The 25,474-nt window shown below is 65.7% G+C and carries 19 protein-coding genes and 1 pseudogene; 14 read left to right on the top strand and 6 right to left on the bottom strand.

All coding sequences use genetic code 11. The features are described from left to right. Window positions 1–158 precede the first annotated feature (158 nt). The 10 genes and pseudogenes from mobF to ABD116_RS22970 all read left to right on the top strand — a co-directional run. Window positions 159–4,814 carry a MobF family relaxase gene (mobF, locus tag ABD116_RS23015; protein ID WP_343973784.1) on the top strand — a complete coding sequence of 1,552 codons (4,656 nt, stop codon included), beginning with the start codon at window positions 159–161 and terminating at the stop codon, window positions 4,812–4,814. A 25-nt stretch (window positions 4,815–4,839) separates the two neighbouring features. After that, on the top strand, window positions 4,840–6,684 hold the full coding sequence (locus ABD116_RS23010; RefSeq protein ID WP_343973781.1) for a hypothetical protein: 1,845 nt from the start codon (window positions 4,840–4,842) through the stop codon (window positions 6,682–6,684). Window positions 6,685–7,099: 415 nt separating this feature from the next. Continuing rightward, on the top strand, window positions 7,100–7,357 hold the full coding sequence (locus ABD116_RS23005) for a hypothetical protein (protein WP_343973779.1): 258 nt from the start codon (window positions 7,100–7,102) through the stop codon (window positions 7,355–7,357). A gap of 83 nt (window positions 7,358–7,440) precedes the next feature. Further along, on the top strand, window positions 7,441–9,183 hold the full coding sequence (locus ABD116_RS23000) for a DNA cytosine methyltransferase (protein WP_343973776.1): 1,743 nt from the start codon (window positions 7,441–7,443) through the stop codon (window positions 9,181–9,183). Between the two features lie 82 nt (window positions 9,184–9,265). Next, window positions 9,266–10,108 (top strand): hypothetical protein, encoded by an 843-nt coding sequence (locus ABD116_RS22995; RefSeq protein WP_343973774.1) that lies wholly within the window; start codon window positions 9,266–9,268, stop codon window positions 10,106–10,108. Window positions 10,109–10,110: 2 nt separating this feature from the next. Next, the gene (locus ABD116_RS22990) at window positions 10,111–10,467 is read left to right on the top strand and encodes a hypothetical protein (protein ID WP_343973772.1); all 357 of its coding nucleotides are present in this window, start codon (window positions 10,111–10,113) and stop codon (window positions 10,465–10,467) included. Then, window positions 10,464–10,685, top strand: coding sequence for a hypothetical protein (locus ABD116_RS22985; protein WP_343973770.1), 222 nt, complete (start codon window positions 10,464–10,466; stop codon window positions 10,683–10,685). Before ABD116_RS22990 ends, ABD116_RS22985 begins: the two co-directional genes overlap by 4 nt. A 35-nt stretch (window positions 10,686–10,720) precedes the next feature. Continuing rightward, window positions 10,721–11,599: a bifunctional DNA primase/polymerase gene (locus tag ABD116_RS22980; RefSeq protein WP_343973768.1), complete on the top strand. Its 879-nt coding sequence runs from the start codon at window positions 10,721–10,723 to the stop codon at window positions 11,597–11,599. A gap of 309 nt (window positions 11,600–11,908) precedes the next feature. Next, window positions 11,909–12,199 carry a hypothetical protein gene (locus ABD116_RS22975; protein ID WP_343973765.1) on the top strand — a complete coding sequence of 97 codons (291 nt, stop codon included), beginning with the start codon at window positions 11,909–11,911 and terminating at the stop codon, window positions 12,197–12,199. Between the two features lie 62 nt (window positions 12,200–12,261). Continuing rightward, window positions 12,262–12,459: pseudogene (locus ABD116_RS22970) on the top strand (sigma factor-like helix-turn-helix DNA-binding protein); the annotation flags it as partial. Between the two features lie 653 nt (window positions 12,460–13,112). Here the strand turns inward: ABD116_RS22970 and ABD116_RS22965 are convergent. Beyond that, window positions 13,113–13,547: a hypothetical protein gene (locus tag ABD116_RS22965; protein ID WP_343973762.1), complete on the bottom strand. Its 435-nt coding sequence runs from the start codon at window positions 13,545–13,547 to the stop codon at window positions 13,113–13,115. A gap of 193 nt (window positions 13,548–13,740) precedes the next feature. On the opposite strand from ABD116_RS22965, the gene ABD116_RS22960 reads away from it, so the two are divergent. From ABD116_RS22960 to ABD116_RS22950, 3 genes are all read left to right on the top strand, one after another. Continuing rightward, window positions 13,741–14,304 carry a hypothetical protein gene (locus ABD116_RS22960; RefSeq protein WP_343973759.1) on the top strand — a complete coding sequence of 188 codons (564 nt, stop codon included), beginning with the start codon at window positions 13,741–13,743 and terminating at the stop codon, window positions 14,302–14,304. A gap of 181 nt (window positions 14,305–14,485) precedes the next feature. After that, window positions 14,486–15,766, top strand: coding sequence for an ATP-binding protein (locus ABD116_RS22955; RefSeq protein WP_343973756.1), 1,281 nt, complete (start codon window positions 14,486–14,488; stop codon window positions 15,764–15,766). Between the two features lie 9 nt (window positions 15,767–15,775). Further along, entirely contained in the window at window positions 15,776–16,327 is a 552-nt protein-coding gene (locus tag ABD116_RS22950; RefSeq protein WP_343973753.1) for a hypothetical protein, read from the top strand. A 576-nt stretch (window positions 16,328–16,903) separates the two neighbouring features. Here the strand turns inward: ABD116_RS22950 and ABD116_RS22945 are convergent. Next, complete coding sequence (locus ABD116_RS22945) at window positions 16,904–17,197, bottom strand: hypothetical protein (RefSeq protein ID WP_343973750.1); 294 nt, start codon at window positions 17,195–17,197, stop codon at window positions 16,904–16,906. A 19-nt stretch (window positions 17,198–17,216) separates the two neighbouring features. After that, entirely contained in the window at window positions 17,217–17,567 is a 351-nt protein-coding gene (locus tag ABD116_RS22940; RefSeq protein ID WP_343973747.1) for a hypothetical protein, read from the bottom strand. 64 nt (window positions 17,568–17,631) lie between these two features. On the opposite strand from ABD116_RS22940, the gene ABD116_RS22935 reads away from it, so the two are divergent. Next, on the top strand, window positions 17,632–21,093 hold the full coding sequence (locus ABD116_RS22935) for an error-prone DNA polymerase (RefSeq protein ID WP_343973744.1): 3,462 nt from the start codon (window positions 17,632–17,634) through the stop codon (window positions 21,091–21,093). Window positions 21,094–21,292: 199 nt separating this feature from the next. On the opposite strand, the gene ABD116_RS22930 is transcribed toward ABD116_RS22935, so the two are convergent. The 3 genes from ABD116_RS22930 to ABD116_RS22920 all read right to left on the bottom strand — a co-directional run bounded on the left by ABD116_RS22930 (window position 21,293) and on the right by ABD116_RS22920 (window position 25,296). After that, on the bottom strand, window positions 21,293–23,065 hold the full coding sequence (locus tag ABD116_RS22930) for a prenyltransferase/squalene oxidase repeat-containing protein (RefSeq protein ID WP_343973742.1): 1,773 nt from the start codon (window positions 23,063–23,065) through the stop codon (window positions 21,293–21,295). Window positions 23,066–23,308: 243 nt separating this feature from the next. After that, window positions 23,309–23,980, bottom strand: a complete 672-nt coding sequence (locus ABD116_RS22925) for a DUF4276 family protein (RefSeq protein WP_343973740.1) — start codon at window positions 23,978–23,980, stop codon at window positions 23,309–23,311. Window positions 23,981–23,991: 11 nt separating this feature from the next. Further along, the gene (locus tag ABD116_RS22920; RefSeq protein WP_343973737.1) at window positions 23,992–25,296 is read right to left on the bottom strand and encodes an AAA family ATPase; all 1,305 of its coding nucleotides are present in this window, start codon (window positions 25,294–25,296) and stop codon (window positions 23,992–23,994) included. Between the last annotated feature and the right edge of the window lie 178 nt (window positions 25,297–25,474).

Genomic DNA, 25,474 nt, shown 5'->3' with positions numbered 1-25,474 from the left:
GCAACAGCCAGCAGCACAAACCCAACCCCAAAGATCGATCATGCACACCCAGGCATCACGATCAAGTGGAGCATCGACTCCGCTTCGCGTCGTCTGGTCGGCCTGCGCCCGAGGACGGATTCTGGCCCCGTCGGTCCGATCACGGCAGGCGGTGCGGCATGGCTGTGATGGGCATCCACAGCGGCCACAGCGCCAGCTATCTGACCGGGTCGGTTGCGACCGGCCGGGAGAACTACTACACCGGCGCGGTCGCGGCCGGCGAACCGCCGGGCCGTTGGTCCGGGCGAGGCGCTGCGGCCCTCGGCCTGTCCGGCGAGGTCGACAACCAGGACATGACCGCGCTGTATGAGCGCTACCTCGACCCGCGCGACGAGCGCTTCCGTGACCCCGCCCTGTGGGACGACGCCGACACACTCGGCCACACGGGCCGGGCGTACAAGACCGAGGCCGAGGTGTACGCGGCTGCACTGGCCAAGGAGCCCGGTGCATCAGCGGAGCGCCGCAACGAGCTGCGGGCTGAGGCGGGCCGGTCCGTACGCAACAACGTGTCCTTCCACGACGCGACGTTCAGCCCGCAGAAATCGATCACGGTGCTGCACACGGCGTTCGAGGCCGAGGAAGTGCAGGCGCTCGGTGCGGCTGAGGCGGCCCGCGGTGCACTCGCACAGGCGCAGCGGGCCGGTGACCGGCCTGCGGTGCACCGCTACCGCACCGCGGTGCGGGTAGCTGAGTCCGAGGCGGTGCAGTGGGGTCAGCGGAGGCAGATCGTCGAAGATGCGATCTGGGCCGGGAACAGCGCCGCCCTGTCGTATCTACAGGACAACGCCGGATACACCCGCGTCGGGCACCACGGCGGCGCGGCCGGCCGATGGGCCGAAACCCGCGACTGGACGATCGCGTCGTTCTTCCAGCACGACTCGCGCGACCACGACCCGCAGCTGCACATCCACAACGCGATCCTCAACCGCGTTCAGGGACCCGATGGGAAGTGGCGCACCCTCGATTCCAAGGCACTGCACCGGGTCCGCCCGGCCGCCGCGGCCGTCGGTGAGCGGGTGATGGAACAGCACCTCGTGAACGCGCTCGGGGTCCAGTTCGTGATGCGCCCGGACGGCAAGTCGCGCGAGATCGCAGGCGTCGACCAGGCCGTGATGGATCTGTTCAGCTCACGCCGACGGGCGATCACAAAGAAGACCGCGCCGCTGGTGGCCGCGTTCGAGAAGAAGTTCGGACGCGAACCCAACAACCTCGAACTCGCCCGGTTGCAGGAGACCGCGACACTGGCGACCCGGCGGGCGAAGTCGCACGACGGCGAAACCTACGAAGCCCGGTTGCAACGCTGGGACGCGCAGTTGCGTGCCGAGGTCCGCGGGGGACTCGGCAAGGTCGCCGCCGACGTGCTCGCCACCCGGCGGCGGCAATGGCTGCCAGGTCGGGTCAACAAGACCAAGGTCCTCGAGTTGGCGCTGGCCGACGTGCAGTCCAAGCACGCCACCTGGCGCGCGGCCGATCTGACCCGAGCGATCAGCGACGCGCTGCCCGACAACCTCGGCACCATGAAGCCCGCGAAGGTCGCTCGGCTGCTGGACAAGCTGACCGAACGCGGTCTGGCCATGGCGCAGGAGGTCGACACCAAGAACCGGGGCCAGGCCGGCGCGCTGCCCACCGAGCTGGTCCGCTCCGACGGGTCCTCGGCGTACTCGGCGCCGGGCGCGGCCCGGTACGTGACACCTGACCATGTGCGGGCTGAGCGACAGCTTGCGACCGCGGGCTACGCGCGCGGAGCAGCAGCGATGGCGTGGAGCGACGCGATGGTGTTCGTGCAGAAAATGGCCGAGGACGGGCTGAAGCTCGGCGAGGACCAGGCCGAGGCCGTGCGCAACATTCTCTCCTCCGGCGCGAGCGTCGAGACGCTGGTCGGTCCCGCAGGCACCGGCAAGTCCCGTGTCGTAGGCGCATTGGCGAGAGCGTGGGAGGACCCGGCCCTGTGGCAGGGGCAGCGGCACCGGATGGTGGGACTTGCCGCGTCCCAGGTCGCGACCGAGGTACTGGCCGCCGACGGCGTCACCGCGATGAACATCACCCGCTGGTTGCAGACCCAGCAGCATCTTGCCGACGAGTCCGCGCGCCCCGAGCAGGAGGCGTGGCGGCTGCGCGCCGGTGACCTGGTGGTGGTCGACGAGTCGGCGATGGCCAACACCACCGACCTGGCCGAGATCCAGGCGCGTTGCGCCGATGCCGATGCGAAGTTGTTGCTGGTCGGCGATCACCGGCAGCTTGCCGCAGTCGGTGCCGGTGGCGGCATGGAGCTGGTCACGCAGAACGCGCCAACCCACGAGCTGGTCGAGACGCGCCGCTTTGCCCAGCCCTGGGAGGGGCCGGCGTCGCTGCGGCTGCGCAACGGTGACACAGCGGTCCTGGCGGACTATCACAAGCAGGGCCGCATCCTCGACGGCGGCCACATCGAGTCCGCGCAACGATCGGCGGCCGACGCGTGGCTGGCCGACCACCTCGACGGGCGGCACACGCTGCTGATCGTCGACACGAACCAGCAAGCCGCCGAGCTGTCCGCGCAGCTACGCGCCCGCCTGGTCGCCCACGGCCAGGTCGACGACGACCGCACCGTGGCGCTGGCGTCGTCGGGCAATCGGGTGGGGCGTGGCGACCTGATCCAGACCCGGCTCAACGCGTGGCATTTGAAGGGGTATCTCGGGAACATCCGAGCAGCGTTCAACCGCGATGAGTTCGTGGTGGACGCGGTCCTGGATGACGGCGGGCTGCGGGTCGTGCCGCTGATCCAGGGGACCCGGACGCGCGCGCCGGGCCGAGAGATGTATCTGCCCGGCAGCTATGTCCGCGAGCACGTCGCTCTCGGCTACGCCGCCACCGTCCACTCCTCCCAAGGCATGACGGTCGATACCAGCCATCTGGTCGCGACCCAGAGCACTTCCCTGCACGCGCTGTATGTTGCGATGACCCGCGGCCGGGCTAGCAACACCGCGCATGTGGTGACCAAAGCACTGGCATCCGAGGCCGAGTTCGGCGAGACCAACGATGCCGCGCAGCGGTCGGCGTTGTCGGTGCTGCGGGCAACGTTCGAGCTGGACAACCCGCAACTGTCGGCACTGCAAACAGCGGCCGAGTCCGCCGCCGAAGCACAGCGCCTGCGGACACCGGCCGAGCTGCTGGCCGACGGGATCGCCCTCGCGACCGCAGGCCGCACGGCCGGGTGGCTCGACGAACTCACCGACGCAGGAGTCCTCACACAAGACCAGCGCTACGCGCTGGCCACCGACGACGGTGCCGGGACACTGGCGAGCCTGCTGCGCCAGGTGGAACTCGCAGGCAAGGACCCGCGCCAGGTCCTCTCCGAGGCCATCCAGCAGCGGAGTCTCGACGACGCCCGCAACGTCAGCTTCGTAATCCAGGACCGGATCAAGCAAGCGACTGTGCTGGACGCCGTGGGCGAGACCTACGCGGAGCGGCTCCCGCAGATCGACGACCCGCAATGGGCCTCCTATCTCGCCGACCTGGCCCGCGAAGCCGATGCCCGCGCGGAAGAACTCGGCGCTGAGGTCGCGACTGAGCAGCCTCAGTGGGCCGAAGCCCTCGGCCCGCTTCCCGCCGAAGACGACCCGCTGCGCGCCGACTGGATCAAGCGCGCCGCCCAGGTCGCCGCACACCGCGAGGTGATCGGACACGACGCCGCCGACGACGCGCTCGGCCCACCGCCCAAGCCAGGGCAGGTCGAGGCGTATGCGTCGTGGCGGACCGCCTGGCGCGCGCTCGGCCGGCCCGAGGCCGACCGCGCCGAAGCCGAGATGTCGCCCGGCCAGCTCCGCGTCCGGGTCCGCGCCTACGAACGCGAGAAGGCCTGGGCGCCGCCCTATGTCGGAGAGGAACTGGCCGGAACCCGCCAGGCCGCCGAGCAGGAGCGCCGCACCGCGACCCTGCGCAACGCCGAGGCCGATGCGAGCCCCGACGAGGACACCCGCGCGCACCTACGTACCGAGGCCGAACAGGCCAAAGCGCTGGCCGAGGCGCTCGACCTGCGCGCCACCGAGCTGCAGAAAGCCGACGACGCGCGGGCGGTGTGGCTGGCCCACACCGCCGAGACCCAGGCCGCCGCGATGCGCGCCGCCGACGAGCTGCAGCAACGCGGCATCGACAACACCGACACCGGCCCCACCAGCGACGAGCTGCTTGACCAGCTCGAAACCGAGGACCGAGACGACACCGACGATCTGCGGTTCCTCGACGAGCACGACCTGACCGAGGTCGCTGAAGCCCGCGAACGCGATCTGGCGACCGCCCAGCCCGGCGACGAGTTCGTTGAGGCCGAACTGGTGGACGACCAACTCGCCACCGGCCCGGCCGAACAGGTCAACGAGGCCGAGTTCGTCGACGCCGAGATCGTTGCCGACGGCATTGACACGGACGAAGGTACCGACCACCGAGCCGTCCAGCGGTCGGCCGACCCGGCCGAGCAGCAGGCGGCACGGGAAAGCCAGGTACCGGCCGACGTTCGCGAGATCGCATCGACAGAAGACAAGGTCGCTGAGTCCGATACCCCGCGGGTGCCGAGCGCGGAGGAAACCGCCGAGGCGGCACGACGGGCGCAGCGGGCGCTGATCGAGATTCAGCACCGCAGCACGACCGAACAGCACCACGAGGCCGACGAGGCCGCCCGCGAAGAGGAACTCGCCCGCTGGCACGACGACGACCAGGCCCGCGCCAGTGAGGCCACCGCAACTGCCAGCCACGACCACACAGCACACCACGCCGGCCCGGTCATGGACCGGTACGACGACTAATCACACTCAGAACAGGAGCAAAACGATGACCGACCGACCCCGCTGGACGCAGCGACTGACCCAGCTCATCCGGCCCACAGAACAGGCGACCACGCCCGAGCGAGGCGACGAGCTGGCGCCTTTCACCGACCAGCTTGACCATCTGCGGACGCTCGCCGAGACCGCAACCGACTCGCTGACGGCTTCCTACTACGAGTCGGTCTGGCGCGAGATGGGGGAAGAGCTTGGTTACGTCGCCGACGACCTCGCACAGCAGAAGATCACCGCGGCCGATCTACCGTCAGCCCTTGAAGAGTGGAGGGCCAAGGGACGGGCGCACCTGCGCCACCACACCAAGGCGGCGCAGGTCTTTCGGTCCGACCCCGACCAGCTCGCCCGCACAGCCGGCCTCGGCAGCCTCTACACCGACACCTGCACCGCTGCCGGCGGCGATGACGCGTGGGCCAGTGCTGAGGAGTGGCTGGAGCACGGAACGCCGCCCGATCTAGGCCACAGCGAGTTCATTCAGCGACTCGCGCGGCAGGCCGACGCCATGGTCGCGGCCGGTGATCTCGACACGGCCGGTCGGCTGCGAACCGTCGCCGACCAGATCACCGACCACGCGCAAAACGAAGAGTGGTGGGCCATGAGCCACGCGATCGACGCCACCGATCGACAGGCGTCCATCGAGCAGTCCCGCGCCGCCGCGCAGGCGGACATGGAGAACCTCCTCGACCGCTACGGCCTCCAACTTCCGCCCGACCTGCCCGACGAGCAGCACGATGAACGCGCCGACGGTCAGCAGGCCAGCAACGCCACGGAAGAGAGCGACTACGAGGCCGGGGCACGGTTGCAGCGTGAACGCGGCATCGAGCGGGCCGTGCAGCACGCCTACGGGATGGCCGAGGTCGAGACCGACTTCCCGTCGGCGTGGCTCGACCTCGAGTCGCTGCACGGCGAGCTGCTACGACAGGCCCGACAGGCCGGCCGCGAACCCTACCGCCGCGAAGACATCGACGCAGCCGTGGCCCGGATGACCCGTGACGGAGCAACCGACGGCAGCACCGTACGGCTGAGCACCGATCCAGAAACCGGCCGTGCCCGCGTGATCTTCGAGGACGCAGCCCCTGCGGCCCGCGACGATCTCACCGACACACCGGCCGATACCGACCACCAGGTCACCGATGATGTCGTTGCCGACGAGTCGTCGTCCGGTGACGGCGATGAGTTCGTGGAGAAGTCCCGCGAAGAACACTTCGAGGACTGGATGGAACATGAAGCCGCTCAGCACTACGGCGACCTCGACAACACCGAGAACCTCGACGCCGCCGATGACACCGACGACCCGGTGCCCGTGGAGCTGCGGGGAAAAGGCTGGCTCGGTGACCCGCTGACCGACGCGGACAAAGAGGCCGCGTGGAAGGCCGGCAGCGGTCCAACCGCCGAACGGGAGCGCCCGCCGTACGGGGACTGGGCAGCTCCCGGCTCACACCAGGGCCAGGAACAAGCCAGCCAAGTCGGAGATCAGGCCGCCGAGCACAGCCACGACAACAGCGAGAACAACAACGCCGTCACGGACGGCGCCGGAGTCTCGGAACCGATCGAGGCAGCCGAGGCTGCACCGGCCGCGGAGAAGCCGGCGGATGAGAAGACGGCCGATGAGCCGGTTGCGGTGACCGAGACGACGGCATGTGCGGTCGCGGCGGCACGTGCCCAGTGTGTCGTCGATCAGGCGCGGCAGCAGCTCGACGCCGCGCAGCAGGCATCTGCGAACGAGCGCGATGAGGAGCTGGCGCGCTGGCACCGCGACGACACCGCGGCACAGACCGACAACGAGCACCACAAGGACACGGCCGCGGCGCAGGCCGACGACCCGGCCGCCGGCCTGTAGCGCGAAGCGCTGCCCAGGCTCTCCCGCCCCTGGCGGGCGGGAGAGCGACCCGGCCCTAGGGGGCCGGAGCAAGAACAGCCTGGCGCGGGTATGGCGGGCGGCTAACAGACCGTCCCCCTCCACCCGAATTGGTCCCGGCAGTTCTCACCTGGAGGACGGCGGCGCTCGCTTCGCTCACCGGTCGCTGCGCTCCCTCGCACTTGTCCACCACGTGACAACGGCCGGCACCAATTCGCGCGGAGCCTCTTGGACGGCCTGTTAGGCGGCAGTAGCCGGCAGGCCCCCAAGAACGGGGCTGCCGCCAACACAACACCCACCAGCGACCAGGCGCCAGGGAGCACACCATGACCAAGAACAAGCCCGCCGGAACCCCCACCCCATGCCAGCCATGGTGCAACCCAAGCAAGCACCTCCTGTGCGGAGGACCCCTCTGCTGCCGCCACCTGTACGAGAAGCCGCGCCCGGCCCGCAAGACCCGCACCAAGCTCTTCACCCGGTCGGGCTGGTGAACACGATGGCCACCACGACCCAGCACCGCGATGTGACCCCGGAAGAACAGCCCTACGAGAACGGCATGTTCGGCAGCCTCTGCTGCTGCGGCCGTGAGTTCACCGGCAACGACCCCGACGAGGCCGACTTCGCTCTCTACGAGCACACCGAGACCGCCAACTAATCCGCCGACTCGGGGAGCGCCGTGGTGAAGGACCACCCACCCATAGCGCTCCCCGCACCAACCTTCACGAGGAGGAGCTGGACATGACTTTGACCTTGACTGACCTGTTCTGCGGTGCGGGCGGATCGAGTTCCGGTGCGGTGCAGGTACCGGGAGTGTCGGTGCGGATCGCCGCGAACCATTGGGATCTGGCCGTTGCCGTGCACAACCTGAACCACCCCGACACCGACCACTCCACGGCCGACCTGCACAAGGAAGACCCCCGGTACTTCCCGCGCACCGACCTGCTGTGGGCCTCGCCGGAATGCACGAAATGGTCGCAGGCCAACGGCAAAGCGCTCCCGGCGATCGAGGAGGGCTTGTTCGAGGACCCACTGTCGGACGAGGCCGCGCAGCGGTCGCGGCTGCTGATGTTCGACGTGCTGAAGTTCGCCGAGCACCACCGCTACCGGGCGATGATCATCGAGAACGTGGTCGACATTGCCACCCAGCCCAAGTACCGGCTGGCCTGGCAGGTGTGGCGCCAAGACCTGATGAAGCTGGGTTACCGGTTCCGGGTCGTGTCGTTGAACTCGATGCACGCCCAGGCGTTCGGTGCGCCGGCGCCACAGTCGAGGGACCGGATCTACATCGTCTGCTGGCTGGCAGGTTCGCCCGCCCCGGACCTCGATGCTGTGCTGCGGCCCCAGGCGTACTGCACCCGGTGCGTGAAGATGGTCGAGTCGCGGCAGGCGTTCAAGCCGGGCAAGACCGTCGGCCGGTACCGCCAGACCTACGTCTACGTGCACGCCGCGTGCGGCACGGTCGTCGAGCCGGGCTATCTGCCCGCTGCTGCCGCGATCGACTGGACGCTGCCGGGCAAGCTGATCGGTGACCGGTTGAAGCCCAAGACCCGCGCCCGGATCGCGGCCGGGATCGCCCGCTACTGGGGGCCGTTCCACTTCGAAGCCACCGGGAACCAGTACGACGCCGCCGACCCGAACCACCCCCGCTTCGGTGACCCGGATGCCTACTACCGCGCCTGGTCGACCGACGACGTTCTGCGCACCCTCCACACCACCGAGTCGAAGGGGCTCGCGGTGCCGGTGGAGGGCCGCGACGGGAAGACGGCACCGCCACTGTGGGAGCCGCTGCGGACCCAGACGACCCGCGCCGAGACCGCGATGGTGACACCGTTCGTGGCCGAGCTGCGCGGTGGCGGGTCGGATGCCCGCACAGTCATGGAGCCCGCCGCGACGTTCTGTGCCAGCGGCAACCATCACGCCCTGGTCACCCCGGCCGGTGGATCGTGGAACGACGACGCGCGCCCGACCAGTGAACCGCTGCGGACCCTGACCACCCGTGACGCCTACGCGCTGGTCTCGCCGTACTACGGGAACGCCGAGTACGCCAAACCCGCCACACTGCCGATCGGGACCCTGACCACCGTCGACCGGTACGCGCTCGTGCACCGCAACAACACCGGCGGCGCGGAGATGACCACACCCGTGACCGAATACATGCGCACCCTCACCACCGCCGGGCACCAGTCGCTGATCCAGGCCGCGCCGCGCGGTGGCCGCCCGAGAGTGACACCCGCCGACCTCAAGCAGGCTGAGGCGATGGTGCCCGAATGCTCGGCACGCATGTTCACGCCAGGCGAGGTCGCGGGCGGGATGGCGTTCGCCCCCACCTACAGGTGGGACGTCGTGAACGCGAAAGGGAACCTGCCGAGCAATCGTGACCTCGTGAAGATGGCCGGAAACGCCGTCACCCCGCCCTGCGCCCGTGACCTGATCCACGCCGTCGCGGCCTCCTTCGGCTACGGCTACGCGACCGCCGCCTGACCCCAGACCAAGACCGCAGGGGAGGGTCGCGCAGCGACCGGCGACCCTCCCCACTCTTCAACCACATAAAGGAGAGCCCGAAATGACCACACCACCCACCAGCAACAGGGACGAAGGCAACCCGAGCAGTAACCCGGTGGTATTAGACGACTTCGAGGTCGCCCACACCGCGATTACCCGTGCGATCCGCGCGATCAACAACGAAGAACGCGGCGGCGACGGAGCCGAGTTCGTGACTCACGTGCTCGCCACGGTGGCCGCCAACCTCGGCAGCAGCTACGCCGTGATCCAGGCACGGTCAGGTTCGTGGGAGGCCGACGTGGTAGGTCGGATGCTGAGCAGTACGGTCGGTTGCGACGACGAGTTCCTGATGACGTACCGCACCGAACCGGTCGAGATCATTGCCAGCAGCACCTACGAACTCGACGAACTCAGCATCTACGAGACCTACGAAGCCAGCTTGGCCCACATCCGCCAGACGCTGTTCGGAGATCGTTGGACGCCGGCGCGCGACCAACTGACCGATGACGAGCTGGAACAGATCGAAGACGTTGAGATTGCGCTGATCGATCTCGAAGACAGCGACGCCGCCGAGTACGAACAGCGGTTCGCTGCCACGGTCGCGGCACGGTGGGAGCAGCTGCGGACCGAGGATCCATTGGGCTATCCCACTGAGCTGAGTGTCACCGTCCATTTCGTCACTGCCAGCGACACCCGCGGCCGGACAGATGGGTGGGGTAGCGACCTGGCCAGCAGGCTCTACCAGCACGCCCGAGAAAACACGCTGCTGCCCGGCAGCGACACCCTGCCGGACTGGTCGCCCGGATTCGTCGACACCCTCCTGGTCGACGGCCACTGGCCACACCTGCGCATCCCCGAACTCGCCCACTACAGCGTCCCCGCAGCGACCTCGAAGGAGAACTGATCATGGCCGGCACACCGAACCAGGACACGAAACCCGGAGAAGCTGCGACAGACGAGATCCCCAACGGCGCAGTACTCACCGACGGCGACGAACTCGAAAGGCTGGTCTGGGAAGCCAACGGCACCACACCGGTGCTGCTCGACTGCAACGCCGATATCTGGGTCCTGTACTTCACCGAGGACGGCGACCCCTACGCCTGCACGCTGCCGATCCAGGGCGAGCCCTCGACATCCCACATCGTCGACCTGGCAACGGTCGCCGGGCACGGCCCGCTGCGGGTCCTGTGGAACGGCGATCCCAGCCACCGTGCCCTGACCAGCCACACCGACGCCACAAGCGTGAAGGGCATTCAGGAGTGACGATCAAGGTCAGGCTGTCCGGAGAGGCCGACCAGATCGCCCGCCTCCTAGCGCACCTTCGCGAGCACTTCGAGGTCGCCGGCGGGGACCGCACCTACGCCAACCGCGGCTCGTTCGGAGTCCGGGCCTACGCCGAGCTGCGCGAACCAGACGCCGAGGCGCCGCAACGGGTCCAGTCTGAAAGAGTCCACCCCACTGCCAAGGAGGTCGAGCCGTGAGCTTGCCGACCAGGCGGCGACGCAAACCACAGCCCGTGACCGACGCCACGCACCAGATGCTCAGCCGGGCAGCGCACTGGCATGCCGATCAAGGACTGTTCGTGTTCCCGCTGGCGCCAGGTCGCAAGGTGCCCGCAGTCGCCAAGGACTGGGAAGCCGCCGCGACGACCAACCACCTCACGATCGCCAGGACCTGGCGGCGAGCCCCGTACAACATCGGTGTCGCTACCGGCCCGTCCGGGCTGCTGGTCGTGGATCTCGACCTGCCGAAGACTCCTGACGATCTGCCGCCCGTGGAGTGGGTTTCTCGAGGAGCCGTGTCGGGTGCCGATGTGCTGGTGCTGGTTGCCGCTGATCACGTGGCGTCCGTGCCGACCACCTACACCGTCACCACACCGTCGGGAGGACGACACCTGTACTTCCAGCAGCCCAGCGATCGACAACTCCCCAACACTGCCGGCCGGATCGGGTGGAAGGTCGACACCAGAGGCCACGGCGGGTACGTCGTCGGTGCCGGATCGCGAATAGAGGGGCGCCAGTACACGAGCACCGGATCCCTGCCACCGCAGTCGTTGCCGGACTGGATCGCCCGGGTCCTCGCAGCTCTCGAGGCCGTGGACCCAGGACGCAGGCCCGTCCCTGTGTCCAGGCACACCGACGCGTATGCGCTGGCGGCGCTGACCAGCGAACTCGACAAGTTGCTGGCCGCGACCAAAGGCCGACGTAACCACGCCCTCAACTCCGCCGCGTTCGCACTCGGCCAACTTATCGGCGCAGACATGCTCGACGAGCACACCACCCGCGACGAGCTGGTCTCGGCGGCCGGCCGGATCGGCCTGCCCAGGAACGAGGCCGAACGCACCATCACCTCAGGAATGACCGCAGGAAGCCGAAACCCACGCAGTCGCCGCTGAACCGACTCGCCACGACAGAACCGCACGCCTCTCATGGCTGAGCAGATGCACCGGACATGCACCTCCAGGCGTGGAGACGGTTGGGGCATCGACAGGCGTTACGAAACTACCCCCACTGGTCTCATCAGGCGGCTGAGCGTGCGTGACGGGTTGACACGCGCCACTGAGTAACTGTATTTTCCTCATGTTCAGGCACAGCTGTGCCCACAAGCCCTCAGCCGCTTCGGCTGAGGGCTTTTTTGTTGCCCATCTGCAGCCCCGCCCGCGCCCGCGGTCGGGGCTCTTCGTCGTGCCCGGAGGCTGCTCACCATGTCCACATCTCAGTTGTTCTTGCTGCTGTCACCGTTATTGCTACTGGTACTGGTGGCAGGCGTTGTTGTCACCGTCGCCTTGTGTCAGGCAAAGGAGGAGGATGTGCCCGCCGTCCTCAAGGAGTCAGTGGCGATATTCAGGCGACTGGCGGACCATCTTCCTCATCTGAACGTCCGCAGCGCCGGCCCCCTCCAGGTCAACGAGGCCGCAGGGGATGCTGTAGGTGGTGCGCCACCGATGGATGTCGGTGCCCGAGTGGATGAAACGGAAGCCAAGGAGCGACCATGAAGAGGCGAGGGCAGAGTCCAAGCGATCCAACGGCTCGCCGTGCCTACCCTGAGGAAGCGCTGGAACTCTTGCTGGAGGTTCTCAAGACACTATCTCCGCGCGAGCTTGGCGTCGTGACGATGCGTTTCGGCCTGGCTTCTGCTCGGCCGAGAACGCAGGAAGAGATTGGCAGGGTCTACGGGGTCACCTGCGTGCGGATCCGTCAGATCGAGTCAAAGACCATGTCGAAGCTGCGGAGCGGAGCAGAGGGCAAGGTCTTATTTTCGCCTGAGGACTTCGGTCGAATGCCAGAACACATCCGTGAGCGGGCGATGCGGAGGGTTCGGGAGGAGCTAGATCTCGGGAGCGCCGGCCAGGATCCGTTGGTCTACTGCGACCGCCACGGATGGACTGATCCTGACTATTCCTCCCTGCAAGTCTGCAAGAGCTGCCCGTGCCGCACAACTGCAACCGTGTGGAACGGTCGACCGCGGGACTACTGTTCCGATGCGTGCCGGCAGGCCGCATACCGTGCACGACAGAAGGAGCGCAACAGCAATCGACGAACTCAGCCGCCTGCATGATCTGCCATCGGGCGAATTCGATACGCTCCGGCTGATGGCTGGTCTCGGCGACCTGCTTCAGGTACCTGTCCAGGAGCCGCAATCGAGTGCTCTCGGCCGGTTGAGAGTCGCTGACGTTGGACTGCTGGTGGCTTCGCTGCGACGTCGACTAAACCCGATCGAGATCCTCGGTCGCGAACGCCGCCTCCAGCGGACTGGCCGTAACCGAGATTCAGCGCCGGGCGATGCTCGCCTCGCGGCTGCTGCGGGGTCGTTGCCTAAAGCACCATTGATTTCTGCATGCCTATACAGGCGCACGAACAATGCGCCAGCGGTTTGCGACGAGCGGCAACGATGCTGAGCTACGAACCTCAGCGAGTTTGCTTCTGTGGGATTTCTATGGGAGGCACACCTGACCGCCGCCAGGCCCACAACAGTGTCGCAAGCACACCGTCAGGGAAACCCGGTTCACCAGGCAACCTGGCTGCAACAACTTGCTCAGCGGCGGACGTCTCCGCGGCAATCAGCTCTTCGTAGGCCTTCACGTAGCCGTAGCCAGTCGTCAGCGGTGCCGGCCGAAGGGTCATCTGTGGTACCCCGTCACGATTCGGCACTTTGATGTACACGCCTGCAAGCCACTCGCACGTCGCGCACACCCCGCTTAGGTACCCGTTCTCGGGCTCACCGGCTGCCTCAGACGCGTCGTAGCGAATCTCGGCCCGCAACCAGACACGAGCGAACTCACGCACCGGTATCCGCAAGTTCGTCTGGGGAATCTCCTCCAGATGCCGCTCTGTGATCCTCATGCCACAAACGATCCCACCACCCGCCGACACTTGTTGTGCCGCGCCCGCCGACTGCGAGCAGCGCGGCCACTTAACATAACGCGGATAATCAGACCCTGGGCTAGCTCAGCACTGACCATCACCCGCTAGGTTTGCGGCCGGACGCGAGGGGCTCATGTCGATCATCCAATCTGTCACCGTTTCGCTGGTGAGCGTGCTGACGACGCTCGGCGCCGGCTGGTTCATCACCACTCGGATCACAGACCACTGGGACCAGGTCAAGAAGAATCGTGAACTGAACCTGACCGCGGCCAGGGACTTCCAGCGCCTTTACGGCGAGGCGATCGCGATCTGGAAGACCTGGAATGCAATGAAGGGCAGCCACACCGCCCCGTTCACGCAGCCCGAGAACGCCAAGTGGGACTGTCTGCTGCGCGCTACGGCGATGGAGGGTGAGGTGGAGTCGCTGCTCGCGAAGGTCGCGGCTGAGCGCGTTCTCGGCGATGACGACATCGCCATACTCGGCGCCCTCCGCCAAGCATTCAAGTCCCTGCGCCGGGCGATACGCGCAGATGAGCCGGTGCAGTGGCGGTCGGACGACGTCCAGCAGTACGCCACCTTCAAGTCGCTTGCGGCGGCGATGTCGGTGCTTCTGGCCTCTAAATCTCCCACCAAGAACCGGCCCGACGCGACTACGGCTGCCCGCGCATTTCAACAGATCACCGCGAACCACCACGAGGACGAGTGGTTCGACGCCGTATCGAGCCGCCCTCTGTAGTCGACAGCGATGCCAGACGGCGCCGGCAGTCCAGCGCTGTTGAGCCTGGCTCACACGGCTCGCTCGCGAGGACAGTTGTTGCAAGTTCGTGCAACGCAGGAGAGTTTTCCACAGGGCTCGAGATGATCGGCGCGGATTCTCGGTAGTGTCTTGTTGATCGGTGGTCGACGAGGGAGACAGGATGCTGGGGAGTCCTTTCACGCCTCGACCGGGTGATCCGCCGGCAGCGCCGAGCGGGCGTGTCGTCGAGTTCGACCTGATGCGTGGGTTCAGTTCGCGGATAGCGGCAACCCAGGTGCAGTCGTCGAACGGCCTGCTGATCGTGGGGTCCAAGGCGATCGGGAAGACCGCGGTGGCGCGCGCCGCGCTAGGGGTGCTGAGCGATCAGTCCCTGCGGGTGGCGGTGGTTGAGTGGGATGGCCGGCAGAAGGCCGGCGCGGTACTGCGGCAGGCGATGGATGGCGAGTCGATGCGCAGCTTCGGTGCTGTTGCGCGGACCCAGCTCGGGCGGCTCAAGTCGGTGTTCAAGCGGCCGAGCGTTTCGGTGGGACTGAAGGGACCGAGCGTCTCCTCGGATCTCGGCCTCCCACGGGCCCCCGAAGCGGACATCGCTCGCAATTTCGTGCAGGCCGGCGAGCATGCGCGACGGACAGCGACGCCTGCCGTGATCGTGATCGACGACTTGCAGAAGTGGTCGCCGCGGGAAGTGCGTGAGCTGTGCCAGGGGCTGGTGGACTGTGCCCGGGCAGGTCACCCCATCGGGGTGGTGGCTTTCGCCTCACCTGCAGGCGAGGAACGCGTAGCCCGCGCAGACGAGCACGGCATGTTCGCCGCTCACCGTCTCGGTCCGTTGACGCCCCGGCAGTCGGCGCACGTGTTGGAACAGACCGCAGCACAGCGCGGCGTACGGTTCGACCCCGCAGCCCTCGAAAGCCTGGTCAAATTCTCCCAGGGGCATCCGCGACGTCTCCAGCTCGCTGCGCACGAAGCGTGGGAGGCCGCGCCCGCTGGTGACCGGATCAACGCGGCGGCTGCCGAGCACGGGATTGCTGCTGCGACCGCTCACCTCGAACGCGGCGAGCACACCCGGACCTGGCGCCAGCTCACCGCTCCCGAGCAGGCCCTCACCCAGACCCTCGCCGCTCGCGGCGGGACAGAGCCACGAAGCCTGCTAAGCCTCCAAGAACATGTGCCCAGGCCGCACCGCGAGCAGATTGAGCAGGCCGTCGCTGAGTTGGTCCGCAAGGATGTCATTCAGGAGTTTCCTGGCGGGCGGATCGCTTTCAACGACCCAGGCACCGAAGCGTGGGTGCTGCGGAACCGGCCGCCGGCTGGCACTGCAGGTCACATGCTCGAGTCTGGTCCGACGTGGCAGATAGGCTCTCCCGGGACCGCTGCAACGCCGCGGTCCGAGACCCAGCCCAGCATCACTAACCGTTCTCACCCGGCGATCGAGCGATAGGTGGCTCCGATGACACATCCCAACACCACCGAGCGCCAGACCCGCATCGACAGCATCGATATGGACCTGGTCGTCGCGCTCGATTACCCCCACGACACCCTCGACGAGGCCATCGAGACGGGCGACGACCAGCTCGTCGCGGTCGTCCAATGTACTGAAGCCGTCGTCTTCTACGCCGAAGAACTCCACCTACCGCACCGCCTGCAACAGTTCCTCAGCCCTGCCGAAAGCGGGCAGGTCGCGGCGTACATCGAATCCCTCGGACCCAACCCGGCCCGCGCCGAGCAGTGGATGGAACCACGCTACGGCTACGTCACCCGCGGCGAGAGGAGGGCCGACGCAGGATGGAATGCCGATCTGGCCCGCGCCGCACTTCAGACCGCCGACGAGCGCGCCGCCGAGGGCGGCCTCAGCGAAAACGTCACCGACTGCATTGAGATCCTCCGAGCGTTCCTTGGATACCTCGACCGGCTCCACGCTCCCGCCGGCTTCACGGAGGTACTGACACCTTCCGAGCGAACCAAGGTTGGAGCATTCCTCACCGACATATTGCGCGGCTGAGAGGGCCCAAGCCAGGCGTCGTCTCCTGGCATTTAGACGGCGCCGGTGGGGCGACTAAACGGCCGAGGCCCTTGCCAGGTTCGTCGCCCTGGCAAGGGCCTCCGCACATCAAGGTCGGCGCCCGCCCCAGCGAACAAGGTCACTGATGATCTGACCGATCAGCCTGATCAACTTCCGTACATGAACTTGGTCATCTGGGGGGAGGGTGAGCGATCGCCACGCGATCGCACAAACAGCAACGACGATGATCGTAAGTGGGATCCCCACTACGAGCACGAGCGCTACCGCCGCGTCCACCGGACGCCCCGAAGCCCACGCCTGCACACTACTCATCAGTTGCACCTTTCCACGGTGCAACTCATGTCCTGCGTCTACTACGGCGCCGACAAGTTTGCCATGACCGCGCCGCGATCGCGAATCGCTGCGACCGCGGAGAAGGGCCGACGAACGGCTACCTGGCGGCGCATGGCGGGTCAAGGGGTAGCGGCCGAGGCCCACAAGCAAGATCACGTGAACTCGTTGTAGGCCATGCCGAATTACCCGCAGGGTCCAATGCCTCAACAAGCGAAAGGTCTGCTATGCGGCAGCACCAGGCGCGGAGTGGAGTTCCGCGGCGAACACGCCACCGTAAGGGGCCAAGTCAGGGTCGCGTAGATCGGCAGGATGGCAGTTGACTCCTCGCCAGGTCCAGAGCGTTCCCCCGCCCGAGGAGAGACCGCCGGGTGCGTAGCCGAGTGCCCAGCCGGCCTCGTCCGGTTCGGTGCGGTGCATCCGTTGCGCGGCCTTGATCCGATCGCGGAACTCCGCTTCGAAGTAGATCTGGCCGTGCCCAGGTCCGCCGTCGAGCCTGATCGTCGGTCCACCTGCCATCAGGTCACACTCCTTGCCATCACGGGGTCTCCTGTCCGGCAGGCCGTAGGTCCGACTGCGGGATCCAGGCGAGGTGCCCGTCGCGGTCGCGGACGCGCCCGAGCCATTGGCCGCCCTCGCGGATCCACGCGTCCAACTCGCCCGGTTCCCAGGCAGTCAGGTGCTCGACGGGCTGGGGCGGGTCGACGGAGCGGATCTGCTCCTCCGGACGTGGCCCGTGGGCGTTGAACTGCAGATCGAGATCGGTCCTCATTTGCTCGGCGGCGGCCTTGTCGAGGTTGGCCACGCGCCAGCCGTTGACCGCGCCGTCCCATACGCCGTAGGTGCCGTCGCCGGCGTCTGAGGGGCGCACCGTGAACCGTCCAAGCATGGGCCCACGATAGCCGATGTTCGAACATATGTTCTAGTCTCGGTGTCAACGGGAGGAACATCCGATGGGCTACAACAATCCGCCGGTGAAGTGGTCGGAGCTGGAGCGGCGGCTGTCGAACCGGTCGAGACCCGGCAGCGACGGCGGCCGGCCCGCGGCCGGTGATGGCGGTGATTCACCGGCGTGGAGTCAGCATCGTGGACCGTACGTCCCCACCGCTGACGGTGAGTCGCCGATCGATCGCGCGGCGCGGCTCCGCGCGGACGCGGTCCCGTACGCCGAGTTGCACGCGCACTCGACGTTCTCATTTCTCGATGGTGCGTCCCAGCCGGAGCGGCTGGTCGAGACCGCGGCCGACCTCGGCCTGCACGGCTTGGCGCTGACCGATCACGATGGCTTCTATGGCGCGGCCCGGTTCGCTGAGGCGGCGACCGCGCATGGTGTGCCGACGGTATTCGGTGCCGAGCTCTCGCTGGGATTACTGGGGCCGCAGAACGGTGTCGCGGACCCCGAAGGCGCTCATCTGCTGGTGCTGGCCGAGGGCCAGGAGGGCTACCACCGGCTCGCCGGCGCTATCACCGAAGGCCAGCTGGCCGGCGGCGAGAAAGGCCGACCCGTCTACAACCTCGAGGAGCTAGCCGCCCGCGGCCGCGACCACTGGGTCGTGCTCACCGGCTGCCGCAAAGGTGCCGTACGCCAGGCGCTGGAGGTTGGGGGAGCGGCAGAGGGTTCGGCCGCCGCCGATCGTGAGCTCGAGCGGCTGGTTGAGCTGTTCGGCACTGACCGGGTGGTGGTCGAGCTGATCGATCACCAGTTGCCGACTGACTCGACCCGCAACCGGATCCTCGCCGACCTAGCCCGTGGACGGGGATTGGCGGTGGTGGCGACGAACAACGTGCACTATGCCAACCCGCGCGACCACCAGCTCGCCGCCGCGCTCGCCGCAGTACGAGCACGCCGTGACCTGGACGCGATGGACGGCTGGCTGCCGCCAGCCGGGATGGCATTCCTGCGCTCCGGCGCCGAGATGCGGCAACAGTTCCGCCGGTACCCCGGCGCCGTCGAGTACTCGGTGGCATTGGCCGCCCAGCTCGGGTTCGATCTACGCCGGGCCAAACCGAAGCTGCCGTTGCGGGATGTGCCCGAGGGGCAAACGCCGATGAGCTGGTTACGGCACCTCACCTATACCGGCGCGAAGACCCGCTACGGCACCCGCGAGCAACGCCCCGACGCCTACCGGCGACTCGACCGGGAGCTGGATGTGATCGAAGAGCGCGGCTTCCCCGGCTACTTCTTGATCGTGTTCGACATCTGCCGGTTCGCCCGCAACAAGCAGATCCTCTACCAGGGCAGAGGATCAGCCGCGAACTCGGCAGTCTGCTATGCACTGGAGATCACCGCGGTGGACAGCATCTTGTACGACTTGCCGTTCGAGCGGTTCCTGGCCGCGACCCGCACCGAGGAACCCGACATCGATGTCGACTTCGACTCCGACCGGCGCGAAGAAGTGATCCAGTTCGTCTACGGCAAGTACGGGCGCCGCAACGCCGCCCAGGTCGCCAACGTCATCTCCTACCGGCCCAAGTCCGCCATCCGCGACGCCGCCAAAGCCCTCGGCTACTCGACCGGGCAGCAAGACGCCTGGTCCAAGAACGTCGACGGCTGGTCGGCAGACATCGCTGCTGGCGGCGGGGGAGACGGCGACATCCCGCAACGGGTCACCGCGCTGGCGACGCAGTTGCTGAAGTTCCCTCGGCACCTGGGGATCCATTCGGGTGGGATGGTGCTGACGGAGCGGCCGGTGGGGGAGGTGGTGCCGATCGAGCACGCCCGCAAGGAGAAGCGGACGGTGTTGCAGTGGGACAAGGACGACTGCGCCTGGATGGGCTTAGTGAAGTTCGACCTGCTCGGCCTCGGCATGCTGGCCGCCCTCCAGTACTGCATCGACCTCGTCCGTGAGCACACCGGCGAGGCCTGGTCGCTGCACACCATCCCGAAGGAAGAAGCCGGCGTCTATGACCAGCTCTGCCGCGGTGATTCGGTCGGGGTGTTCCAGGTCGAGTCCCGCGCCCAGATGGCCACCCTCCCCAGGTTGCTGCCGCGCCGGTTCTACGACCTGGTCACCGAAATCGCGCTGATCCGGCCCGGGCCGATCCAAGGCGGCGCCGTCCACCCCTACATCCGCCGCCGCACCGGGCAAGAACCCATCACCTACCTCCACCCAAAACTCCAACCCGTCCTCGAGCGGACCCTGGGTGTGCCGCTGTTCCAGGAACAGCTGATGCAGATGGCGATGGCCGTCGGCGGCATCGACGGCGACGAGGCCGACCTACTGCGCCGCGCGATGGGCTCCAAACGCGGCATCGAGAAAATCTCCTCGCTCAAGACGAAACTGTTCGAGGGTATGAAGGCGAACGGGATCACCGGAGACCTGGCCGGCGAGATCTACGACAAGATCGAAGCGTTCGCGAACTTCGGCTTCGCCGAGTCCCACTCAATCAGCTTCGGCCTGCTCGTCTACACCTCCACCTGGTTCCGCCTCCACTACCCAGCCGCCTTCCTCGCCGCGCTCCTACGAGCGCAGCCGATGGGCTTCTACTCGCCCCAATCGCTGGTCGCCGACGCCCGCCACCACGGCGTCGAGACCCGCCGCCCCGACCTCGACCGCTCCGGCATCAACGCCAACCTCGAACCCCTGGTCGACGGCCAGCAACTCACCGGCCCGACGGGTGATCCGGGTTGCCTGGTAGACCCGCAACCTGTCGTCGGTCCGTTCGACCTCAATGCGCCGTTCAGCACTGCTACGCATCGCCGCGATGCTGCCTATGCGGTGCGGCTCGGCTTGGCCGACGTGCGCTCGATCGGTGAGAAGGATGCCGAGAAGATCGTCGCCGAGCGCGATGCCGGCGGCCCGTACAAATCGATGGCTGACCTGGTCCGCCGCACCGGCATCACCGCCAAACAAGTCGACGCGCTCGCCACCGCCGGAGCGTTCGACTCCTTCGGCCTCGACCGCCGCCAAGCCATCTGGCAAGCCGGCGCCGCCGCCGAAGAACGCCCCGACCGGCTCCCGGGCATCACCGCCGCCGGCCCACCGCCGACGCTGCCCGGGATGAGCGAGATAGAGACCGACATGGCCGACCTGTGGTCCACCAGCATCACCCCCACCGCCCACCCCGTCCAGCGCATCCGCGGCTGGCTGAAGGCGCAAGGTATCTTGTCCGCCGCCGACCTCCGCCAAGCCGACGACGGCTCCCGCGTCCGCGTCGCCGGCGTCATCACCCACCGCCAACGCCCCGCCACCGCCTCCGGCGTCACCTTCATGAACCTCGAAGACGAGACCGGCATGTCCAACATCGTCATCTCCATCGGCGCCTGGAACCACAACGCCAAAGTCGCCCGCGGCGCAGCCGCAGTCATCGTCACCGGCCGCATCCAACGCACCGGCCAAGTCGTCAACCTCAACGCCGAGAAACTCCAACCGCTCCCACTCGCCGCCAAAACCAAATCACGCGACTTCCGGTGACCCCAGGCTCGAATGACTTAGGTTCACACGACGGCCGGCACGTCCGATAGGCGACTACCTGGCCGATTCTCTCGATGCGCAAAGACAACCCGTCTCGTGTCTACCGCTTTGCGGCAAGGTGTGGACGCGAGACGCGCGATATGGTCCCTGCGCCTCCGGCTGACTGGGAAGAAAGGCATCTAATGCGGGCTGGTGCACGCTATTTCAGCATGTGTAGGCGATCAAGGTACTCAGCTGAAACATCTATGTAGCCCGGAACGCTGAGTGCCCTGAATGGGTGCCAGGACTCGAGAAGGATTTCGATCTCCTCTGCCCAGCCTGCTTTGTAGGTGACTTGTTTGCTAATTGCCTCTGTGATCACCTTACCCAGGCTTGGCGACAAGTCGAGATCCTGGAGCATTGCCAGTATGCCGATTAGCCCGCAAGCGTAATCGGGCGAATCTAGGCCCTGCTCTTCTGCGTTAATGACATAGAATTCCACAAGCGATAGTGAATGTTGTAGAAGTTCTCTTGATACCTGAAAGCCAGCAACGTCGAGACGCGCCAATCCAGCAGCGCACCGCAATGTCGTACGCCGCCGAGTTGCTGCTCGCAATGCAGGTGGAACAGATCGGTCCTCCCATCCGAAGACCTGGGTCGTTCTGAGGAGGCCATCGACGAGCGTCGAAGAGAGTTCTGCCAACTCCGACCCCGGCTGCGAAAGTCTGCCGAGCCGAAAGAGGGCGAGGCCCGTCAGGTATGGGCTGCCATCGGTCCCTTCCGTCCCGAGAAGTCCTCCACCGCGATCACTGGCCTGTATCAAGGCGTCGATGCCGTGCCTTAACGATCTGCGAACGGCTCGCTCTTCGTCGCGGTTTAGCAGGTCGGCGACAGGAAGCCTAAAGACATTGCCTACGATGCTGGCCAAAGCTTCCACCGCGTAGACGGTCGCCAGTATCCGAGGTGTCGCACCGCGCGCGTTGTTTGGCCAGAGACCACTCGGCTGTAACTGAGAGGCGACAAGGTTTCTTGCCATCGCGTCGAGGTGGTCTCGCCGATCTTGCCAGCGGCAGAGTGCGGTAAGGACCTGCGCGGTATGCCGCACGTCTGCCCGCCGTCGGGCTTCCAGGATCCTCGTCTCTGAATGCTCGGTCTGTCCCTGGCTCCATTCCCAGAACCATCCATCCAAAAGGTTTGATGTCATCCACGTCAGAGCCCGGTCGCGCGCATGATCGACGTGCGAATCATCGAATCGGTCGAGGGCCTCAAGAGCAAATAGTGTTCGCGCTACGTTCGGTTTGGGGATCGACGTGTCACCTCTGTGGCGGCGCTCCGCAATGACGCTCTCGAGCTCAGTCCGCCGGTCCGACCATTCCCCCCAGGGCTGCTGCAAAGCCAATAATTCCGTAAGGCATGTTCGGGCAACTAGTGTCGAATCGGCAGAATGGGCAAGTGGTGTCGCTGGGAGCTCGCGTCGCTGGATAGTTCCGTCCGCCGATCCCTCAACGAGCTGTACCACCCGCTCAAAGCCTTGCCGCAGTTCCTCCTGGATGCCTGCTAGGTAGCTTGACGCCTCGTCCAGTATGGTTCTGACCTGCTCTATTCGAGCGAGATGGAGACGCTGTTCTGGAGGCAGTTCCGAGTCGGCCGCGATGAGTACTTCGCCGACTACGACGGCTGCGGCCATGCCTGAGCCGCTCAGACTCCCATTTCCGGCAATGACGGGATTGACAAGATCCACTGCTAGATCTGTGTTGTTGGCTGCCAGGGCTGCCCAAAAATCCTCATTCTTCAATAGATCTTCCAGTAGATCGGGCGGCACGAGGATTCCTTGACGTTCAGCTGAAACGCTTGCGGCCGCCGCTACTAGCCCAAGGTAAGTAGTAGATCTTTTCCGTCGCTTCAATACGCGAGACAGCAGTTCTCCGGCCAGTAGCTCCGCTACCAAGTTGTAAAATGATGCTTGGTCGAAGGGCAGGATCAGAGGGCTCACGCATGACAGCATATCGGCCGAGCCGCCGGTTGGGGTCGTCACGCAGGAACTCTGATTCACTCGGCTTGACCTGAGTTCGCACCGCAAAGGGCCCGGCCATCGAGACACCAGTAGGGTGTCAGATCGCTGCGTTAGCCGGGAAGCAAGGGACTGCGGCACTGGTTGGCTGCCAGGGGCAGCCCGGTATCGCGCGCTACGAAGCCGCTCCGAGCGCGGGTGGCAACCGAAGGGCGAAGATGGCGCTTACCCGCGGCGTGCCCGGCGGGAAGCGGGTTGCGTATCATCCACTCGCACCGGCTGCCGGCATTGATCTTGATAATCGGGATGACCGATGGCATGCAGAAAATGACGGAAGCTTCGACTGTTGGAAGCGACCTTCCCGATGGACTGGCGTGCGCAGATCCTATCGGCGTCCTCAATCTTGTCGTAATCACTCCCCACGGCAACGGCCTTGAGGAGTGACAGGGCATCGGCTCGATCGGAGCCGCCCCGGCCGGCGGCCCGTTCGAATGCAACGGTCAGCCGGAATCGGGCACGCTGAGATCTCAGAGCGTCTGGATCGGCGATCAGCCAATTCTCAAAGGTCCGGTCCTTCAATACCACGTATAGGGACTTGGGTGGCAGTGAAATCTTCTTGATGATTTGCGAAGAGATGCTATCGGCGATAACCCCAGAGCACTTGTCCTGCTGTTCGCGATCGAGAAGGAGGATGAAGCGGTCGGCTTGTTGAGACTTGGCGATTGTAAGCCGAGAGATGCACTGTTGAGCGATGGTCCCCGGGGCTGCGTAAGGTGTGGTGGCCACTTTTAGCGGCCGCAGAATGGTGGATCTGGGGATGGCTTCACGAAGCTGTGGGTAGAGGCGCGGAAGTGCTTTGAACTCGCCGTCTCCTTCGGTTAATATTGCGATCCTCACTCAGGTCGCTCCTATTCCGGTGCTTCGGGTAAGAATCGCTCGGGAACGTATTCCTCGAAAAGCCCGGCGTCGTATGCATCGAAGGTACGAAGTTCGCCATCCTTCCATAGTCGAAGGAGGCCTGGGTTCAAATCAGTCACGCGAGCAACTGACGTTTTGCCATCGCGCTGCCAAACCAGACGCAAGGCGTCCGGGGGAACGTAGTCAATCACCACGGGAGAGTGAGTGGTAAGGAGAATCTGTTTGTCGGCAGCTTCGCGACAGAGATCGATGAATTGGCGCAGAACCCAGGGGTGAAGCGCGTTCTCTGGCTCCTCGACGGTCAGAAACGGTGACCGTTCATCGAAGAGTGCTACAAACAGGGCCAAGACTTGAATTGTTCCATCCGACACTTCATTCGCGTTCCAGGCCTTTGATTTCCCACGTTCCTGAAAATGCAGTGCTAGCCGCTTGTCATCAGTGTATGAGATTTTTATTTCTTCAAGTTCGGGAAGAACTGATCTCATCGCTGTTTGAACGCGCCGCCAGGACTTCGAGCTATTTCTTCGCATGTAGTCAGCTGCAGAAGGCAGGTTTGTGCCATGCCGGTCAAGATGTGCGTTCGGTGTCGTCACTCCCGTTTGCCTGCTCTGATGCGGTGACAATTGAAATACGCGACTGCTGGCAAGCCGCTCGAAGATCTCGCTAATAAGACCGCCGAATCTAAGCTCAGCGAGGCTGAGAAATGTTTGGCGAGTGGGTCGAGATTTTATAAAGTTGACGAATGAATTGTCAGACAATGGGTATAGCAAGTCAGCGTAGGGTGTCCGCCGCCCGCGCATCCGTGCGCTTCGGCGAAACGCGACATTTCCTTCAGCGTCACGCGACATTCTTAGAACGATTCCTTCGGAATCGCGGAAGGTGATATGCTCGTCCAGGACTACGAAGCCACTCGGGAGTTGTTCGTCGCCGGCGCGCGCGAGAGTGAAGCGGAGCTCTACTGTGTATTCGCTTCCGTCCGAATCCCACCCGCTGTCGGGTCGGTGGTGCCTCCGCGAGTACATCAGAGCTTCAACATCAGTAAGCCTGACCTCGACTCCGAGCCCGACAGAACTCTCCTGGGTGCCGTTGCGATATACGATGTTGTCGTACCCGCCCGCTCGGGCAACTGCTATTTCCAAGCCATACTCGAAGGTTTCCCGTAGGAAATTTATCCCATCGACCAAGTTGCTTTTGCCAGCATTATTTGGACCCGTCAGTACCGTGAATCCATCCAAGTTGCACTCGACACGGTGGAGTGACTTGAAGGCGTCGAACCTAAGTCGCGTGATGTGCACGTCGCCACGCTATCGCATCGCGGCGGTTCAACCCCAGGATCGCGGTGATGGTGGGGTTGCTTTGACCGTAGTTGGGGTCGCGCGCCTCGACCCAGTTGTCTCTGCTTCGGGACTTCCTCGACGGTTCCGTGACCAAACTAGCTGGTCAGGTAAGCCGTCGCAGGACGAGAGTGTCGGT

This window comes from Kribbella koreensis, from assembly GCF_039525325.1.
Lineage (GTDB): Bacteria > Actinomycetota > Actinomycetes > Propionibacteriales > Kribbellaceae > Kribbella > Kribbella koreensis.
This window is presented reverse-complemented; position numbering and strand designations above follow the sequence as displayed.

Coding starts and splice junctions, on each gene's coding strand:
- ABD116_RS22995 (WP_343973774.1), top strand. CDS start 9,266: ATGACCACACCACCCACCAGCAACAGGGACGAAGGCAACCCGAGCAGT.
- ABD116_RS22950 (WP_343973753.1), top strand. CDS start 15,776: ATGACACATCCCAACACCACCGAGCGCCAGACCCGCATCGACAGCATC.
- ABD116_RS22965 (WP_343973762.1), bottom strand. CDS start 13,547: ATGAGGATCACAGAGCGGCATCTGGAGGAGATTCCCCAGACGAACTTG.
- ABD116_RS22935 (WP_343973744.1), top strand. CDS start 17,632: ATGGGCTACAACAATCCGCCGGTGAAGTGGTCGGAGCTGGAGCGGCGG.
- ABD116_RS22990 (WP_343973772.1), top strand. CDS start 10,111: ATGGCCGGCACACCGAACCAGGACACGAAACCCGGAGAAGCTGCGACA.
- ABD116_RS23000 (WP_343973776.1), top strand. CDS start 7,441: ATGACTTTGACCTTGACTGACCTGTTCTGCGGTGCGGGCGGATCGAGT.
- ABD116_RS23010 (WP_343973781.1), top strand. CDS start 4,840: ATGACCGACCGACCCCGCTGGACGCAGCGACTGACCCAGCTCATCCGG.
- mobF (WP_343973784.1), top strand. CDS start 159: ATGGCTGTGATGGGCATCCACAGCGGCCACAGCGCCAGCTATCTGACC.
- ABD116_RS22975 (WP_343973765.1), top strand. CDS start 11,909: ATGTCCACATCTCAGTTGTTCTTGCTGCTGTCACCGTTATTGCTACTG.
- ABD116_RS22955 (WP_343973756.1), top strand. CDS start 14,486: ATGCTGGGGAGTCCTTTCACGCCTCGACCGGGTGATCCGCCGGCAGCG.
- ABD116_RS22940 (WP_343973747.1), bottom strand. CDS start 17,567: ATGCTTGGACGGTTCACGGTGCGCCCCTCAGACGCCGGCGACGGCACC.
- ABD116_RS22945 (WP_343973750.1), bottom strand. CDS start 17,197: ATGGCAGGTGGACCGACGATCAGGCTCGACGGCGGACCTGGGCACGGC.